This window comes from Streptomyces hundungensis (assembly GCF_003627815.1).
GTDB classification, from domain to species: domain Bacteria; phylum Actinomycetota; class Actinomycetes; order Streptomycetales; family Streptomycetaceae; genus Streptomyces; species Streptomyces hundungensis_A.
In genome coordinates this window covers 7093956-7111047 of sequence record NZ_CP032698.1, presented here as the reverse complement: position 1 = coordinate 7111047, position 17092 = coordinate 7093956, and the positions used below count along the sequence as shown (strand labels likewise).

The 17092-nt window shown below is 67.0% G+C and carries 8 protein-coding genes and 3 rRNA genes; 4 read left to right on the top strand and 7 right to left on the bottom strand.

Features of this window, described 5'->3' with window-relative positions:
- Window positions 1-49 precede the first annotated feature (49 nt).
- The 4 genes from DWB77_RS31580 to DWB77_RS31565 form a co-directional block, all read right to left on the bottom strand.
- Window positions 50-658, bottom strand: a complete 609-nt coding sequence (locus tag DWB77_RS31580) for a CDP-alcohol phosphatidyltransferase family protein (RefSeq protein WP_120725382.1) — start codon at window positions 656-658, stop codon at window positions 50-52.
- Between the two features lie 190 nt (window positions 659-848).
- A 5S ribosomal RNA gene (gene rrf, locus DWB77_RS31575) occupies window positions 849-965 on the bottom strand.
- A gap of 90 nt (window positions 966-1055) precedes the next feature.
- A 23S ribosomal RNA gene (locus DWB77_RS31570) occupies window positions 1056-4179 on the bottom strand.
- A gap of 283 nt (window positions 4180-4462) precedes the next feature.
- Window positions 4463-5988, bottom strand: a 16S ribosomal RNA gene (locus tag DWB77_RS31565).
- Together the 16S, 23S and 5S rRNA genes form the textbook arrangement of a ribosomal RNA operon.
- 673 nt (window positions 5989-6661) lie before the next feature.
- Here DWB77_RS31565 and DWB77_RS31555 point away from each other — a divergent pair.
- Window positions 6662-7111, top strand: coding sequence for a PTS sugar transporter subunit IIA (locus DWB77_RS31555; RefSeq protein WP_120725381.1), 450 nt, complete (start codon window positions 6662-6664; stop codon window positions 7109-7111).
- Between the two features lie 83 nt (window positions 7112-7194).
- Window positions 7195-8865, top strand: a complete 1671-nt coding sequence (gene ptsP / locus DWB77_RS31550) for a phosphoenolpyruvate--protein phosphotransferase (RefSeq protein ID WP_120725380.1) — start codon at window positions 7195-7197, stop codon at window positions 8863-8865.
- Between the two features lie 111 nt (window positions 8866-8976).
- Here the strand turns inward: ptsP and DWB77_RS31545 are convergent, their stop codons facing one another.
- Both DWB77_RS31545 and DWB77_RS31540 read right to left on the bottom strand, forming a co-directional pair.
- Window positions 8977-9861, bottom strand: a complete 885-nt coding sequence (locus DWB77_RS31545) for a hypothetical protein (RefSeq protein WP_120725379.1) — start codon at window positions 9859-9861, stop codon at window positions 8977-8979.
- A 24-nt stretch (window positions 9862-9885) separates the two neighbouring features.
- On the bottom strand, window positions 9886-11160 hold the full coding sequence (locus DWB77_RS31540) for an MFS transporter (RefSeq protein ID WP_281280056.1): 1275 nt from the start codon (window positions 11158-11160) through the stop codon (window positions 9886-9888).
- Window positions 11161-11181: 21 nt separating this feature from the next.
- Between DWB77_RS31540 and DWB77_RS31535 the strand changes: the two genes are divergently transcribed.
- The gene (locus DWB77_RS31535; protein ID WP_174248656.1) at window positions 11182-12525 is read left to right on the top strand and encodes an aminotransferase class I/II-fold pyridoxal phosphate-dependent enzyme; all 1344 of its coding nucleotides are present in this window, start codon (window positions 11182-11184) and stop codon (window positions 12523-12525) included.
- Here DWB77_RS31535 and DWB77_RS31530 read toward each other — a convergent pair whose 3' ends face one another.
- Entirely contained in the window at window positions 12526-14514 is a 1989-nt protein-coding gene (locus DWB77_RS31530) for an acetoacetate--CoA ligase (RefSeq protein WP_120725377.1), read from the bottom strand.
- A 217-nt stretch (window positions 14515-14731) separates the two neighbouring features.
- Here DWB77_RS31530 and DWB77_RS31525 point away from each other — a divergent pair, with 217 nt between their 5' ends.
- Window positions 14732-17086: a glycoside hydrolase family 31 protein gene (locus DWB77_RS31525; RefSeq protein WP_120725376.1), complete on the top strand. Its 2355-nt coding sequence runs from the start codon at window positions 14732-14734 to the stop codon at window positions 17084-17086.
- Window positions 17087-17092 lie beyond the last annotated feature (6 nt).

Below are 17092 nucleotides of genomic sequence, written 5' to 3'. Positions count from 1 at the left end.
CGTCAAACGCGGCTGCCCACTCATCACCAGGGGCCCGCGATCGCCGGGCTCAATCGGCCGCTACGTCCGCCTTCACCAGCCGGCGGACCTGAACCACATACAGGATTCCTGCCCACCAATACAGAGTTGTACCCCATCCGGCGAACGCCCATCCGAAAATCGCAGCGAGTGACGCCAGCCATCCACTCCCGTCACTGAGCAGCAGCAGCGGGAAGGCGTACATCAGGTTGAACGTAGCCGCCTTACCCAAGAAGTTCACCTGGGGCGGCGGATAGCCGTGCCGACGAAGGATTCCCACCATCACCAGAAGCATCAACTCGCGGGCCACGAGGGCGGCGGTCAGCCAAATCGGGAGGATCTCCCGCCAGGTGAGGCCGACCAGCGTGGAAAGGATGTACAGCCGGTCGGCAGCCGGGTCGAGGAGGCGTCCCAGATTGCTGATCTGGTTCCACCGCCGGGCCAGCTTGCCGTCCAAGTAGTCACTGACACCGCTCAGCGCCAACACCAGCAGAGCCCAGCCGTCGCTGTTCAGGCCGCCGAAGACGGGTCGGAGAATCAGCCACAGGAAGAGCGGTACGCCCACGAGGCGCGCCATGCTGAGGATATTGGGGATGGTGAGCACCCGGTCCGTCTGAACGCGAGTCTCCTGGACCTCCACCCGGGGGCCTCCTGTGGGAAATGTGCCGACGATGCCCCCTGACCCTACCGTCAGCGCGGGCCAACGCCTGCACAGGGGGTACGCGCGATACAGGCGCCTCGCCGGCGCCGCACGACGGATCAGAACGCGAAAAAGCCCCGCACCGTGACCGTATTTCTACGGTCTGGTGCGGGGCTTTCCCCTAAAATTTGTTCGGCGGCGTCCTACTCTCCCACAGGGTCCCCCCTGAAGTACCATCGGCGCTGAAAGGCTTAGCTTCCGGGTTCGGAATGTAACCGGGCGTTTCCCTAACGCTATGACCACCGAAACACTATGAAGTTGAACTCAACCGGCACACACCCATCAGGGCATGCGGGAGTTCATTGCTTCAGAACAAACACAGTGGACGCGAGCAACTGAGGACAAGCCCTCGGCCTATTAGTACCAGTCAGCTCCACCCGTTACCGGGCTTCCACATCTGGCCTATCAACCCAGTCGTCTACTGGGAGCCTTACCCTCTCAAGGAGGTGGGAACACTCATCTCGAAGCAGGCTTCCCGCTTAGATGCTTTCAGCGGTTATCCTTTCCGAACGTAGCCAACCAGCCATGCCCTTGGCAGGACAACTGGCACACCAGAGGTTCGTCCGTCCCGGTCCTCTCGTACTAGGGACAGCCCTTCTCAATGTTCCTGCGCGCGCAGCGGATAGGGACCGAACTGTCTCACGACGTTCTAAACCCAGCTCGCGTACCGCTTTAATGGGCGAACAGCCCAACCCTTGGGACCGACTCCAGCCCCAGGATGCGACGAGCCGACATCGAGGTGCCAAACCATCCCGTCGATATGGACTCTTGGGGAAGATCAGCCTGTTATCCCCGGGGTACCTTTTATCCGTTGAGCGACGGCGCTTCCACAAGCCACCGCCGGATCACTAGTCCCGACTTTCGTCCCTGCTCGACCCGTCGGTCTCACAGTCAAGCTCCCTTGTGCACTTACACTCAACACCTGATTGCCAACCAGGCTGAGGGAACCTTTGGGCGCCTCCGTTACTCTTTAGGAGGCAACCGCCCCAGTTAAACTACCCATCAGACACTGTCCCTGATCCGGATCACGGACCGAGGTTAGACATCCAGCACGACCAGAGTGGTATTTCAACGACGACTCCACAACCACTGGCGTGGCCGCTTCAAAGTCTCCCACCTATCCTACACAAGCCGAACCGAACACCAATATCAAACTGTAGTAAAGGTCCCGGGGTCTTTCCGTCCTGCTGCGCGAAACGAGCATCTTTACTCGTAGTGCAATTTCACCGGGCCTATGGTTGAGACAGTCGAGAAGTCGTTACGCCATTCGTGCAGGTCGGAACTTACCCGACAAGGAATTTCGCTACCTTAGGATGGTTATAGTTACCACCGCCGTTTACTGGCGCTTAAGTTCTCAGCTTCGCCACACCGAAATGTGACTAACCGGTCCCCTTAACGTTCCAGCACCGGGCAGGCGTCAGTCCGTATACATCGCCTTACGGCTTCGCACGGACCTGTGTTTTTAGTAAACAGTCGCTTCTCGCTGGTCTCTGCGGCCACCCCCAGCTCAAGCAGCAAGTGCTATCACCAGTGATGGCCCCCCTTCTCCCGAAGTTACGGGGGCATTTTGCCGAGTTCCTTAACCATAGTTCACCCGAACGCCTCGGTATTCTCTACCTGACCACCTGAGTCGGTTTAGGGTACGGGCCGCCATGAAACTCGCTAGAGGCTTTTCTCGACAGCATAGGATCATCCACTTCACCACAATCGGCTCGGCATCAGGTCTCAGACTATGTGTTGTCCGGATTTGCCTAGACAACGTCCTACACCCTTACCCCGGGACAACCACCGCCCGGGCTGGACTACCTTCCTGCGTCACCCCATCGCTTACCTACTACAAGTCTGGGTCACCGGCTCCACCACTTTCCTTTCCCCGAAGGGTCCGGAACGGCTTCACGGGCTTAGCATCGCCTGATTCGATACTGGGCGTTTCAAAGCGGGTACCGGAATATCAACCGGTTGTCCATCGACTACGCCTGTCGGCCTCGCCTTAGGTCCCGACTTACCCTGGGCAGATCAGCTTGACCCAGGAACCCTTAGTCAATCGGCGCACACGTTTCTCACGTGTGTATCGCTACTCATGCCTGCATTCTCACTCGTGAACCGTCCACCACTAGCTTCCGCTGCGGCTTCACCCGGCACACGACGCTCCCCTACCCATCCCAGCAGGCGTTGGCCCTATATGCTGGAATGACACGACTTCGGCGGTACGCTTGAGCCCCGCTACATTGTCGGCGCGGAATCACTTGACCAGTGAGCTATTACGCACTCTTTCAAGGGTGGCTGCTTCTAAGCCAACCTCCTGGTTGTCTCTGCGACTCCACATCCTTTCCCACTTAGCGTACGCTTAGGGGCCTTAGTCGATGCTCTGGGCTGTTTCCCTCTCGACCATGGAGCTTATCCCCCACAGTCTCACTGCCGCGCTCTCACTTACCGGCATTCGGAGTTTGGCTAAGGTCAGTAACCCGGTAGGGCCCATCGCCTATCCAGTGCTCTACCTCCGGCAAGAAACACACGACGCTGCACCTAAATGCATTTCGGGGAGAACCAGCTATCACGGAGTTTGATTGGCCTTTCACCCCTAACCACAGGTCATCCCCCAGGTTTTCAACCCTGGTGGGTTCGGTCCTCCACGACCTCTTACAGCCGCTTCAACCTGCCCATGGCTAGATCACTCCGCTTCGGGTCTAGAGCGTGCAACTCAATCGCCCTGTTCGGACTCGCTTTCGCTACGGCTTCCCCACACGGGTTAACCTCGCTACACACCGCTAACTCGCAGGCTCATTCTTCAAAAGGCACGCAGTCACGACGCATTGAGTAAACTCAATGCGCGACGCTCCCACGGCTTGTAGGCACACGGTTTCAGGTACTATTTCACTCCGCTCCCGCGGTACTTTTCACCATTCCCTCACGGTACTATCCGCTATCGGTCACCAGGGAATATTTAGGCTTAGCGGGTGGTCCCGCCAGATTCACACGGGATTTCTCGGGCCCCGTGCTACTTGGGTGTCTCTCAAACGAGCCGTTGATGTTTCAGCTACGGGGGTCTTACCCTCTACGCCGGACCTTTCGCATGTCCTTCGCCTACACCAACGGTTTCTGACTCGCCTCACAGCCGGCAGACTGTGAAAGAGAGATCCCACAACCCCGCATGCGCAACCCCTGCCGGGTATCACACGCATACGGTTTGGCCTCATCCGGTTTCGCTCGCCACTACTCCCGGAATCACGGTTGTTTTCTCTTCCTGAGGGTACTGAGATGTTTCACTTCCCCTCGTTCCCTCCACATACCCTATGTGTTCAGGTATGGGTGACAGCCCATGACGACTGCCGGGTTTCCCCATTCGGAAACCCCCGGATCAAAGCCTGGTTGACGGCTCCCCGGGGACTATCGTGGCCTCCCACGTCCTTCATCGGTTCCTGGTGCCAAGGCATCCACCGTGCGCCCTTAAAAACTTGGCCACAGATGCTCGCGTCCACTGTGCAGTTCTCAAACAACGACCAGCCACCCATCACCCCCGCTTAAACGCGGAGTTCACTGGGGCCAGCACAGAAGGCAGCCTTTCGGCCGTACCTTCAGACACCCAACAGCGTGCCCGGCTCTCCCCATCGCCTCGATCCGTGTTCCACGCTCCGAAGAGCAGTACTTACGGCCCGAGTTGACCAGGAGTGCCGAATAGTCAACGTTCCACCCATGAGCTGACCGTGTAGAACATGTGTCTACAGACGGTGCTGTGCTCCTTAGAAAGGAGGTGATCCAGCCGCACCTTCCGGTACGGCTACCTTGTTACGACTTCGTCCCAATCGCCAGTCCCACCTTCGACAGCTCCCTCCCACAAGGGGTTGGGCCACCGGCTTCGGGTGTTACCGACTTTCGTGACGTGACGGGCGGTGTGTACAAGGCCCGGGAACGTATTCACCGCAGCAATGCTGATCTGCGATTACTAGCAACTCCGACTTCATGGGGTCGAGTTGCAGACCCCAATCCGAACTGAGACCGGCTTTTTGAGATTCGCTCCGCCTCGCGGCATCGCAGCTCTTTGTACCGGCCATTGTAGCACGTGTGCAGCCCAAGACATAAGGGGCATGATGACTTGACGTCGTCCCCACCTTCCTCCGAGTTGACCCCGGCAGTCTCCTGTGAGTCCCCATCACCCCGAAGGGCATGCTGGCAACACAGAACAAGGGTTGCGCTCGTTGCGGGACTTAACCCAACATCTCACGACACGAGCTGACGACAGCCATGCACCACCTGTATACCGACCACAAGGGGGCGACTATCTCTAGCCGTTTCCGGTATATGTCAAGCCTTGGTAAGGTTCTTCGCGTTGCGTCGAATTAAGCCACATGCTCCGCTGCTTGTGCGGGCCCCCGTCAATTCCTTTGAGTTTTAGCCTTGCGGCCGTACTCCCCAGGCGGGGAACTTAATGCGTTAGCTGCGGCACCGACGACGTGGAATGTCGCCAACACCTAGTTCCCAACGTTTACGGCGTGGACTACCAGGGTATCTAATCCTGTTCGCTCCCCACGCTTTCGCTCCTCAGCGTCAGTAATGGCCCAGAGATCCGCCTTCGCCACCGGTGTTCCTCCTGATATCTGCGCATTTCACCGCTACACCAGGAATTCCGATCTCCCCTACCACACTCTAGCTAGCCCGTATCGAATGCAGACCCGGGGTTAAGCCCCGGGCTTTCACATCCGACGTGACAAGCCGCCTACGAGCTCTTTACGCCCAATAATTCCGGACAACGCTTGCGCCCTACGTATTACCGCGGCTGCTGGCACGTAGTTAGCCGGCGCTTCTTCTGCAGGTACCGTCACCTTCGCTTCTTCCCTGCTGAAAGAGGTTTACAACCCGAAGGCCGTCATCCCTCACGCGGCGTCGCTGCATCAGGCTTTCGCCCATTGTGCAATATTCCCCACTGCTGCCTCCCGTAGGAGTCTGGGCCGTGTCTCAGTCCCAGTGTGGCCGGTCGCCCTCTCAGGCCGGCTACCCGTCGTCGCCTTGGTAGGCCATTACCCCACCAACAAGCTGATAGGCCGCGGGCTCATCCTTCACCGCCGGAGCTTTTAACCCCTCAAGATGCCCTGAGGAGTGTTATCCGGTATTAGACCCCGTTTCCAGGGCTTGTCCCAGAGTGAAGGGCAGATTGCCCACGTGTTACTCACCCGTTCGCCACTAATCCACCCCGAAGGGCTTCATCGTTCGACTTGCATGTGTTAAGCACGCCGCCAGCGTTCGTCCTGAGCCAGGATCAAACTCTCCATGAATGTTTACCCGTAATCGGGTGCACACATCACGTAAGAGCGGGACGGAACCACCGGAATAAGGCGGCCCGTCCACAGCGTCCTCGCTGTGTAATCGCCTGCCGACCGTGAAGGCCGACAGGACTTTTCAAAGGAACCTCGATCCACCGGAGTGGATACGGGGTTGTCAATCTGGCGTTGACTTTTGGCACGCTGTTGAGTTCTCAAGGAACGGACACTTCCTTCGTACTCACCCTCTCGGGCTTTCCTCCGGGCGCTTCCCTTCGGTATTTCGTGTTCCCGACTCTATCAGACTCTTTCGTGTCCGATTTCCTCGGCGCCTTTCCGGTTCTCCCTCTCGGGTTTCCCTTTCCGGCGATTCAGACTCTAGCAAGTCTTTTCCGTCTTCCCGACCACCATCTCTGCGGGCATGCAGAAACAGAAATCCGGGTTAGGGTTGAGACTTGGTAGGTGCCGCCGACCGCCGAATCACAGTGTCGTGATGGGGTCAGGCAGGAGTACGACAGTACATGCCGCCGGGAGTTGAGGCAAATCGTTTCCGGTGTGCACCTAGGTCTCCCAACCGGCACTCGCCGTGCGGAACTAGGACTTCTTATGACTTACCCTTCTGAACAGTACGCCGTCCAGGACAGGTAGTGACGGCGACACTAGAAGCTCCGCCCCTGGGAGGCTCCCCATGACTAGCGTGACGTCCCCACTTGCCGGACAGGCCATCGGGCTCGCTGCTGTGCCCGACCCCGTCTTCTCCGGCGCGATGGTGGGCCCCGGCACCGCTATTGATCCCGTACGTGAGCCGTCGGCGGCCGTGGCGCCCGTGGACGGCGTCGTTGTGTCCCTGCACCCGCACGCTTTCGTCGTCGTCGACGGCGAGGGCCACGGTGTGCTGACGCACCTGGGAATCGACACCGTTCAGCTCAACGGCGAGGGCTTCGAGCTCCTCGTCAACAAGGGCGACACCGTGACGCGCGGCCAAGAGGTCGTGCGCTGGAACCCGGTCGCCGTCGAGGCCGCCGGTAAGTCGCCCATCTGTCCCGTCGTGGCTCTCGAGGCCACCGCCGACTCCCTCTCCGATGTCCTCGACAGCGGCGACGTGAAGGCCGGCGACGCGCTCTTCGGCTGGCAGTGACGCCGGCGCCGTCGCGGCGGCGCGCTCTGGACAGACAACAACGGCGGCGGCTTCGACCGCCGCGCTATGCGGAGACGGGTGAGATGGAGACAACGCTGCGAGGCGTCGGCGTGAGCCACGGTGTGGCGATCGGCGAGGTTCGGCACATGGGCACGGCGGTTCTCGAGCCGCCTGCCAAGCAGATCCCGGCATCGGAGCACGGGCGCGAACAGGGGCGCGCCCGCCAGGCCGTGGAAGCTGTGGCCGCCGACCTGATGGCGCGGGGCAACCTGGCCGGCGGTGAGGCGCAGGCCGTGCTCGAGGCCCAGGCGATGATCGCCCAGGACCCGGAGCTCATGTCCGACGTCGACCGTCGCATCGTCGTGGGCAGCACGGCCGAGCGGGCCGTGTACGACGCGTTCTCGCACTACCGGGAGCTGCTCGCGGGTGCCGGCGAGTACATGGCGGGGCGCGTCGCCGACCTCGACGACGTACGGAACCGGATCGTGGCGCGTCTGCTGGGCGTGCCGATGCCGGGTGTGCCGGACAGTGACGAGCCGTATGTGCTCATCGCCCGGGACCTCGCGCCCGCCGACACCGCCCTGCTCGACCCGGCGCTGGTGCTCGGCTTCGTGACCGAGGAGGGCGGGCCGACCAGCCACAGCGCCATCCTTGCCCGGGCGCTCGGTGTGCCCGCGATCGTCGCCCTGCCCGGCGCCGGTGAGCTGGCCGAGGGCACGCTCGTCGCGGTGGACGGCAGCACCGGCGAGATCTTCGTCGACCCGAGCCCGGAGAAGCGGGCCGAGCTGGAGCGGGCCGCCGCCGAGCGCAGGGCCGCGCTGTCCGCCTCGTCCGGTCCGGGTGCCACCTCGGACGGCCACAAGGTGCCGCTGCTCGCCAATGTCGGCGGTCCCGCCGATGTCCCGGCCGCGCTGGAGGCGGGTGCCGAGGGCGTCGGTCTGTTCCGTACCGAGTTCCTCTTCCTCGACGACTCCGCCAAGGCGCCGTCGGAGGAGAAGCAGGTCGAGGCGTACCGCAAGGTGCTTGAGGCGTTCCCCGAGGGGCGCGTCGTGGTGCGGGTTCTGGACGCGGGGGCCGACAAGCCGCTCGACTTCCTGACTCCGGCCGACGAGCCGAACCCCGCGCTGGGCGTGCGTGGTCTGCGCTCGCTGCTCGACCACCCCGAGGTGCTGCGTACGCAGTTGACGGCGCTGGCCAAGGCCGCCGAGGGTCTGCCGGTGTACCTCGAGGTCATGGCGCCGATGGTGGCCGACCGTACGGACGCCAAGGCGTTCGCGGACGCGTGCCGGGAGGCCGGGCTTCGGGCGAAGTTCGGAGCGATGGTGGAGATTCCCTCCGCCGCGCTGCGTGCCCGCTCGATCCTCCAGGAGGTCGAGTTCCTTTCGCTCGGCACCAACGACCTGGCGCAGTACGCCTTCGCGGCCGACCGTCAGGTGGGTGCGGTGTCCCGGCTCCAGGACCCGTGGCAGCCCGCGCTGCTCGACCTGATCTCGATGTCGGCCGAGGCCGCCAAGGCCGAGGGCAAGAGCTGTGGTGTGTGTGGCGAGGCTGCCTCCGATCCGCTGTTGGCGTGTGTCCTGACGGGGCTTGGTGTCACCAGCCTGTCGATGGGTGCCGCTTCCATTCCTTATGTACGCGCGACGCTGGCGAAGCACACGCTGGCCCAGTGCGAGCGTGCGGCGTCGGCGGCTCGTGCCGCGGACACCGCCGAGGACGCGCGCAAGGCCGCGCAGGCGGTGCTGTCCGGCGAGTGACCGGGTGACCGGGTCGTCGTGAGACCGGTGTGAGAGGGGCTTCCCGTCGCGGGTGCGGCGGGGAGCCCCTTTGCCGTTGCCTCAACTCCGTTACGTCAGTGCGTCAGTGCGTCAGTGGTGGGTGTCGGGCTGGTCGATGGGGAATCCGGGGCGGTATTCGACGCCGGGCTCGGGAGCGACCGGGTCGCCGGTCTCCGCGTCGGTGCAGTAGGCGCTGAACACCTCGCCCGCGGTGAGCGGGTCGAGCCGGCCCTGGTGCAGGCGCCAGCCGTGCAGGCGGTCCGGGGTGTCCGGTTCGGTGGTGCGCAGGACGAGCCCGCCGGCGCTGTGGCGGGCGATGCCCGCTGCCAGGACGGTGACGAATTCCGCCGCGTCCCGCTCGTCGAGACGTACCGGATCGAAGCCCTCGCGCTCGGCGTGCAGGACGGCGATGAGCTGTTCTTCCTGGGCCGGGATGCTGCACACCAGGTGGTGGATGCCGGGGCCGGCGGTCTCCAGCAGGGTCAGCAGGAGGTGGGAGGCGCGGTCGAAGGCGTCCCTGCCGATGTCCTGGCCGCACTCGGCGCACTCCCCCGTTTCGGCGAGGAGCATCGTGGCGTACTCCCAAGTCGCTTTGCGGACGGCCTTGTTGATGAGCTGGGGGACGAGGCTGTCGATGGGCTGGCCCGCGTAGGCCACGCAGGCGCCGCCTGCCGCCAGTTCGGCCGTGAAGCGGGTGCGGCTGTCCGGGCTGTCCGGGTCGAGCCCCTTCGACGAGCAGAAGTCGGTGAACTCCTCCGGGTCGAAGAGGGCGACCGTGGTGTGCGCGCCCTGGGCGGCGAGGGAGCGCAGGAGGCCTTCGACCTGGTGGAGGTAGCCCCGGTGGTCGTCGAAGACGAAGGATCGGTATCTCGTCATGGCCGTGAAGTCGTGCGCGTCGGCGATGAGGCCGACGGTGCTCGGCATTTCACGGCGGAGTGTGCGCCGGATGGTCCGGATGTGTTGGGCGTGCGCCATGTTTCCCCCTGAGCACGGTGTCGATCAATGCTCACTCACCGTAACCGAGGGCACTGACAGTGCGGTCTGGCGCGGTCGTGGGCGGACCAGTCGGTGCTGGGTCAGGCAGGTTCCGGCGATGGCGGTGCCGAAGGCGATCCAGCCCGCGGGTCCGGTGGCGATGGCGGCGGTGACGGCGAGGGGGCCGAGGCTGCGCTGGACGGACTGGGCCAGGCCGTGAACTCCGAGGTAGGTGCCCTGGGCCTGGTCGGGGGCGAGGGCGATCGAGAGTTCCCAGGAGATGGTGGCGTGGACGATCTCGGCGAGGGTGAAGGCGACCGTGGCGGCGACGAGGAAGACGGTGGCGATCGCCGCGCCGTGGGTGGCGGAGGCGGCGATGGCGAGGCCCGCGAGCGCGAAGGTGGCCGCGAGCGGGAGGAGCAGGCGCCGGGCCGCGGGTGTGGTGGCGCCGAAGCGCGCGAGGGGTACTTGCAGGCCCACCACCATCACGTTGTTGATCACCATGAGCAGCGGGACGAGGCCGTGCGGGGCGTCGGTGGCGTGCACGGTCCACAGGGGGAGGCCGATTTTGAACACGGCGTCGTCGAGGAAGAGGACGGTTTCGGTGGCCACGAAGGCCAGGTAACGGCGGTCGCGCCAGGGGTTGGTGAGGTTCGGTCCCGTCGTGGGCTCTCCGGACTTGGCGACGGTGCGGGTAGGTGTCGAGGGGTCCGCGCAGAGGGTGGTGATGGCGGCGGAGCCGAGGAAGGAGAGGGCGTTGCCGGCCAGGAGCCAGGTGTAGGCGGAGACCGAGCCGATGGCGAGGGCGCCGGCCGCGGCGAGGCCGCCGACCGCCCAGCCGGCGTTGGCGACGGTCCGGCTGACCGCTTGGTAGCGCACGCGCTCGGGCCCGGCGATGCGGGCCGCGTACAGCTTGGTGAGCACATTGGCCGAGCGGTCGCCGAAGCTTCCCAGGGAGGCGAAGACGAGCAGGAGGGCGAAGTTGTCGGTGGTCAGCAGCGCGAACGCCGCGACGGCGCGCAGCATTTGGAGGCCGACGAGGACGCGGGTCAGGGGGAGCCGGTCGGCGATGCGGCCGCCGATGGGGGCTCCGGCGATGCCGACGGCGCCGGAGGCGGCGACCAGGGTGCCGATCTGGGCGAGGGAGAGCCCGGCCACATAGGTGAAGTAGAGGACGGAGACGGCTTCCCACAGGCCGCTTCCGGTCCTGTCGACGAAGGCGACGGACAGCATGCGGCGGCCGTCGAGGCCTCCTGGAATGCGTTCCCACAGTGCGGCGCGACGGCGACTCCAGCTCACGGCTCCCCCTTGACCCGATTTATGTATTGGTACATACTTCAGTACGTGGCAACACAATATTCGATTACGGGTACGACAGCCAGGGGAATTGCCTCATCGGTGGAGCGCGCCGTCGCCGACGGAGGTCTCGGTCCCGGCGACGCGCTTCCGCCCGTGCGCAGGCTGGCCGATGAGCTGGCGGTGAGTCCGGGCACCGTGGCCGCCGCCTACAAGGAGCTGCGCGGGCGTGGCGTGGTGGTGACGCGGGGCCGGGGCGGAACCGTGGTGGCCGCGGCGCCCGCCGTCGCCTCGCGTCGGCCGCCCAAGGTGCCCGATGGGCTGCGGGACTTGGCGGGGGGCCATCCCGACCCGGCGTTCCTGCCGGACCTGCCGGGACTCGCCGCACCGTCGAGCGGACCACGCTCACACCGCTCCACCCCGCGGCTGCCGCGCCTGGAGGAGCGGGTGCGCGCCTGGTTCGACGGCGACGGGGTGCCCTCGGAGTGCGTGACGTTCGCGCACGGGGCACTCGACTGCATCGCACGGCTGCTGACCACCGAGCTGCGCCCCGGGGACGCGGTGGCCATGGAGGACCCCGGCTATCACCATCTGCTCGATCTGCTCCAGGCCATGGGTCTGCGCACGATCGCGGTGGCCGTGGACGACGAGGGGATGCGCCCGGCCGAGCTGCGCGAGGCGCTGCGGGCGGGGGCGCGGGCCGTCGTGTGCAGTCCCCGGGCGCAGAATCCGTACGGGGGCTGCTTCTCGGCGGCACGGCGCGACGAGTTGGTCGAGGTGCTGCGGCAGGCACCCGAGGTGCTGGTGATCGAGAACGACCATGCCGCCGAGATCGCCGGCGCCGAGCTCAACTCCCTTACCGGGGGCGGCCTTTCCCGCTGGGCGCAGGTGCGGACCGTGACCAAGTACCTCGGCACCGATCTGCGGTGGGCGGCCGCCGCGTGCGACCCGGTGACGCTGGCCCGGCACGACGGACGGCTGCTGCTCACTTCCGGATGGGTGAGCCATCTGTTGCAGGCGGCCGTGCTGACCCTGCTGGACGATCCCTCGGCCCAGCTCCTGGTGACGCGCGCGGAGGCCACCTATGGAGAGCGGCGTACGACCTTTGTCAAGGAGCTCGCCCAGCGTGGGATCACGGCGCACGGGGTGAGCGGGATGAATGTGTGGGTGCCGGTGCGCGACGAGTCCGCCGTCGTCAACGGGCTGCGCACGCGCGGCTGGTGGGTGGCGGCCGGGGCGCGGTTCCGGATGGCTTCGGCGCCCGGTGTACGGATCACCGTGGCGGGTCTCGGGAGTGCGGGGGCGGCGCGGCTGGCCTCGGACTTCGCCGAGGTGCTGGGCGAGTCCGAGGCCACGTACGGGGGTTGATCAGCCGCGCTTGCGGGCGATGTCCTCGTAGAAGCGCAGCAGCTCCAGATCGTCCACCGAGCCGGGGTTGACGGCCTTGTCGAGGGCGGCGCCTTGGAGCAGGCGCTTCACGGGGACCTCGATGCGCTTGCCGGTGAGGGTGTGCGGGACGCCCGGCGCCTCGATGATCTCGTCGGGGACATGGCGGGGTGAGAGCTGCTCCCGGATGGCCTGCTTGATCTTCGTGCGGAGCGCGTCGTCCAGGACCGCGCCCTCGGCGAGGTGGATGAACAGGGGCATCCAGTAGCCGCCGTCGGGTTCTTCGAGGCCGATGACGAGGGATTCGCGGATCTCGGGGAGGCGTTCGACGACCTCGTAGATGTCGGCCGAACCCATGCGCACGCCCTGGCGGTTGAGGGTCGAGTCGGAGCGGCCGTGGATGATCACCGAGCCGTGGTCGGTGAGGGTGATCCAGTCGCCGTGCCGCCACACCCCCGGGAACATGTCGAAGTAGCTGTCGCGGTAGCGGCTGCCGTCGGGGTCGTTCCAGAACCGGATCGGCATCGAGGGCATGGGGTTGGTGACGACGAGTTCGCCGACCTCGCCGACGACGGGCCGGCCCTGCGCGTCCCACGCCTGGAGGTCGGTGCCGAGGCAGGGGGCCTGGAGCTCGCCGATGTGCACGGGCAGCGTGGGAACCGCCCCCGCGAAGCAGGAACAGACGTCGGTACCGCCACTGACCGAGGCGATCCACAGGTCCTCGCGCACCTCGTCGTGGAGCCAGCGGAACCCGTCCGGCGGCAGCGGCGACCCGGTGGTCGCGACGCCCTTGACGCGGGACAGGTCCACATCACGCGCCGGGTGCACCCCGGCCTTGCGGCAGGCCATGACGTACGCCGCCGACGTGCCGAACAGGGTGGCGCCGGTGCGCTCGGCCACGCCCCACTGGGCGCCCGTGTCGGGATGGCCCGGGCTGCCGTCGTACAAGATGACGGTGGTGCCGGTGAGCAGGCCGGAGACGAGGAAGTTCCACATCATCCAGCCGGTGGAGGTGTACCAGAAGAAGCGGTCCTCGGGGCCGAGGTCGCAGTGCAGTCCGAGCTGCTTGAAGTGTTCGAGCAGGATGCCGCCCTGGGACTGCACGATCGCCTTGGGCAGTCCCGTGGTGCCGGAGGAGTAGAGCACCCACAGGGGGTGGTCGAAGGGCACCTGCTCGAAGACCGGCTCCGTGTCCCCGGCGGTCAGGGCGGCCCAGTCGAGGGTCCCTTCGGGGGCCGGGGTGCCGAGCAGCGGGATGTGCACGACGGCGCGCAGGGTGGGCAGTTCGCGGCGCAGCTCCGCGACGACGTCGGTGCGGTCGTGCTCCTTGCCGCCGTAGCGGTAGCCGTCGACGGTGAACAGGACGACCGGCTCGACCTGCTGGAAGCGGTCGAGGACGCTGCGGGCTCCGAAGTCGGGGGCGCAGGAGGTCCACACCGCGCCGACGGCGGCCGAGGCGAGCAGAGCGGTGACCGCCTGCGGGACGTTGGGCAGATAGCCGCTCACCCGGTCTCCGGGACGCACGCCCAGAGCACGCAGTTCGGCGGCGAGCGAGCCGACCTGGCGGCGCAGCTCGGACCAGCTCGTCGCGACGGGTTCATGGGTCTCGTCGACGTGCAGCAGGGCGGGGGCGTCGGCCCGCCGGGGGTCCTCGGCGGCGCGCAGCGCGTGTTCCGCGTAGTTCAGGGTGGCGCCCGGGAACCACTGGGCGCCGGGCATCGTTCGATCGGCAAGGACGGTTTCGTACGGGGAGGAGAAGCGGATGTCGAACCAGTCGGCGACGGCCTGCCAGAAGGTGTCGAGTTCCTCGACCGACCAGCGGTGGAGAGCCGGGTATCCGCCCTCGGCCGGTGCCCCGTAGCGCTCCGCGGCCCAGGCCTGGAAGCGGGTGATCCGAGCGGCCGCGATGCGTTCGGAGTCCGGCTGCCACAGGGGCGCGGGCTGCGGATCGGGGTTCGCTGCTGAAGTCATGGGTCGGCTCCCGGGCTGTAACGCGTGATGTGCGTGTTTCCCGCGCACACGCGAGGGGTGTGCGCGTGAGGCGGCTCAGAGGGACGATGCCATGTGATCGTCTCCCGCACCAGGGTGTGCCGCCCATAGTCGGATGCCTGGACATATGGCGCCACCACAGGTGAACGGCAGTTGAACGAACCTCGCACAGGGCCGTCCGAGTGGCAGGGTGAGCTGCATGAACGGCGATGACCTGATGCGCTCGGTGCGGGCGGCCGGTTCGCTGCGAGGACTGCGGGCCCTGCGCGCGGCCCTGCGGCGGCGCCGGGCGGACGCACGGGCCCTGCCGGCGCGCGGGCCGGAGCGGGCCCGGGTGCCGGGGACGGTGACCGAGGCCGAGCCGAGGCCGGGCGGCGGCGTGGTGCGCTTCGCGCGCGCCGAGCTGGAGGTGCGGGTCGCGGCGGGTGGCGCGGTGTTCTGGAGCTGGGACGGGGCGGGTCCCGAACCGTCGTACGCCGTGCACGGCCGGCCGCCGGGGCCGGATCCCAGGGCGGTCCTGGAGCCGGACAAGGACGGCGGCTGGCGCGTCGTGTCGGAGCGGCTGACCGTGAACGTCTCGCGGTACGGCGCGGTGCAGGTGTGCACGCCGGGAGGCGTGGTGCTGCGCCGGGAGCTGCCACCGCGCTGGTGGGAGCCGGTCGGCGGTGGTCCGGGGCGATGGCTGCAACGCTCCGAAGTCCCCGCCGACGCACGGTTCTTCGGCCTGGGCGGGCGGGCGAACGGGCCCCGGTTGCGGGACGGCACGTACCGGCTGTGGAACACCGATCCGGGCGGCGGCTTCGGGCCGGGCGACGACCCGCTGTACATCACGATGCCGGTGCAGCTGGTCGTCGCGGACGCGGGCACCCACCTCGCGTTCTACGACAACACCTGGGACGGCCGGGTGGTGCTGCGCGAGGGCGAGGAGGGCGCCGGGTCCGGGCACGACCGTCCGGGCGCGAGCGAGCTGCGCATGGAGGGCGGGCCCCTGCGCTGCTGGGTGATGGCGGGCACCCCCTCGCGGGTGCTCCAGGGCTGGTCGGCGCTGACCGGCGCCCCCGCCCTGCCCCCGTCGTGGGCGCTCGGCCCCCAGCACGCCCGCTGGGGTTTCGGCACCGAGCGCGAGGTGCGGCGGATCGTCGGCGGGTACACCGGGCGCGGCCTGCCGCTGGCCGCACTGCATTTGGACATCGATCACTACGACGCCCACCAGGTCTTCACCGTCGACCGGGCCGCTTTTCCCGATGTGCCGCGGCTGGCGAAGGACCTCGCCGAGGACGGGGTGCGCCTGGTCTCGATCGTGGACCCCGGCGTCCGGGCGGAACCCGGCGGCGCGGTGTACGAGAGCGGGCGCGCCGCCGGGGCCTTCGTCAAGGACGCCGACGGGCGCGAGGTGCGCGGGGAGGTGTGGCCCGGGGAGTGCGCCTTTCCGGACTTCACGGACCCGCGGGCCCGCGCCTGGTGGGGCGCGCTCTACCGGGAGCGGCTCGACCAGGGGTTCGCGGGGGTGTGGCACGACATGAACGAACCGGTGTCCTTCGCTCCGTTCGGGGACCGGACGCTGCCCCGATCCGCCCGGCACGACCTGGACGGCCACGGCGGCGACCACCGCGAGGGACACAACGTCTACGGCCTCTGCATGGCCCGCGCGGGGTACGAGGGGCTGCGTCGGCTGCGGCCCGACGAGCGGCCCTTCCTGTTCTCGCGCTCCGGGTGGGCCGGGATGCAGCGCTACGGCGGCACCTGGTCGGGCGATGTGGCGACGGGCTGGCCGGGGCTGCGCGCCTCGCTCTCCCTGGTTCTGGGCCTCGGCCTGTGCGGGGTGCCCTACTCGGGTCCCGACGTGGGCGGCTTCACCGGAAGCCCCTCCCCCGAGCTGTATCTGCGCTGGTTCCAACTCGGCGCCTGGCTGCCTCTGTTCCGTACGCACGCCGCCAAGTGGGCGGGTAGGCGCGAGCCCTGGGAGTTCGGTCCCGAGGTGCTCGAAGCCGCGCGGGCGGCGCTGCTCGAACGGCAGCGGCTGCACCCATACTTCATGACGCTGGCCCAGTTGGCGCGGCTGACCGGGGCGCCCTATGTGCGGCCGCTGTGGTGGAGCGCGCCGGGCGACCGGGCGCTGCGGGACTGCGAGGACTCCTTCCTGCTCGGGGACGCGCTGCTGGTGGCGCCGGTCCTGGAGCACGGCGCCGACCGCCGCGCGGTGCGGCTGCCACGGGGACGCTGGTACGACACCGCGACCGGGCAGGCCCACGAGGGGCCGGGTCAGGTGCTGCTCGACGCTCCGCCGGCCCGTATCCCCGTCCTCGCCCGGGCGGGCTCGGTGATCCCGGTGCGGGGTGCGGACGGCGGCCTGGAGCTTGAGGTGTGGGCGCCGGCCACCGGGCGTACCGGGGGCGGGATCGTGTTGCGGGACGCGGGGGACGGCTGGGAGCAGGCGCGGGTCGAGCGGTTCTCGACCCGGGTCGAGAACGGCCGGGTGGTGGTGGAGCGGGCCGACGGAGGTCCGGACTGCGAGGTCGGACACCCGGTGCGGGTGCGGGGCGAGGCGCGCTGAGCCGGC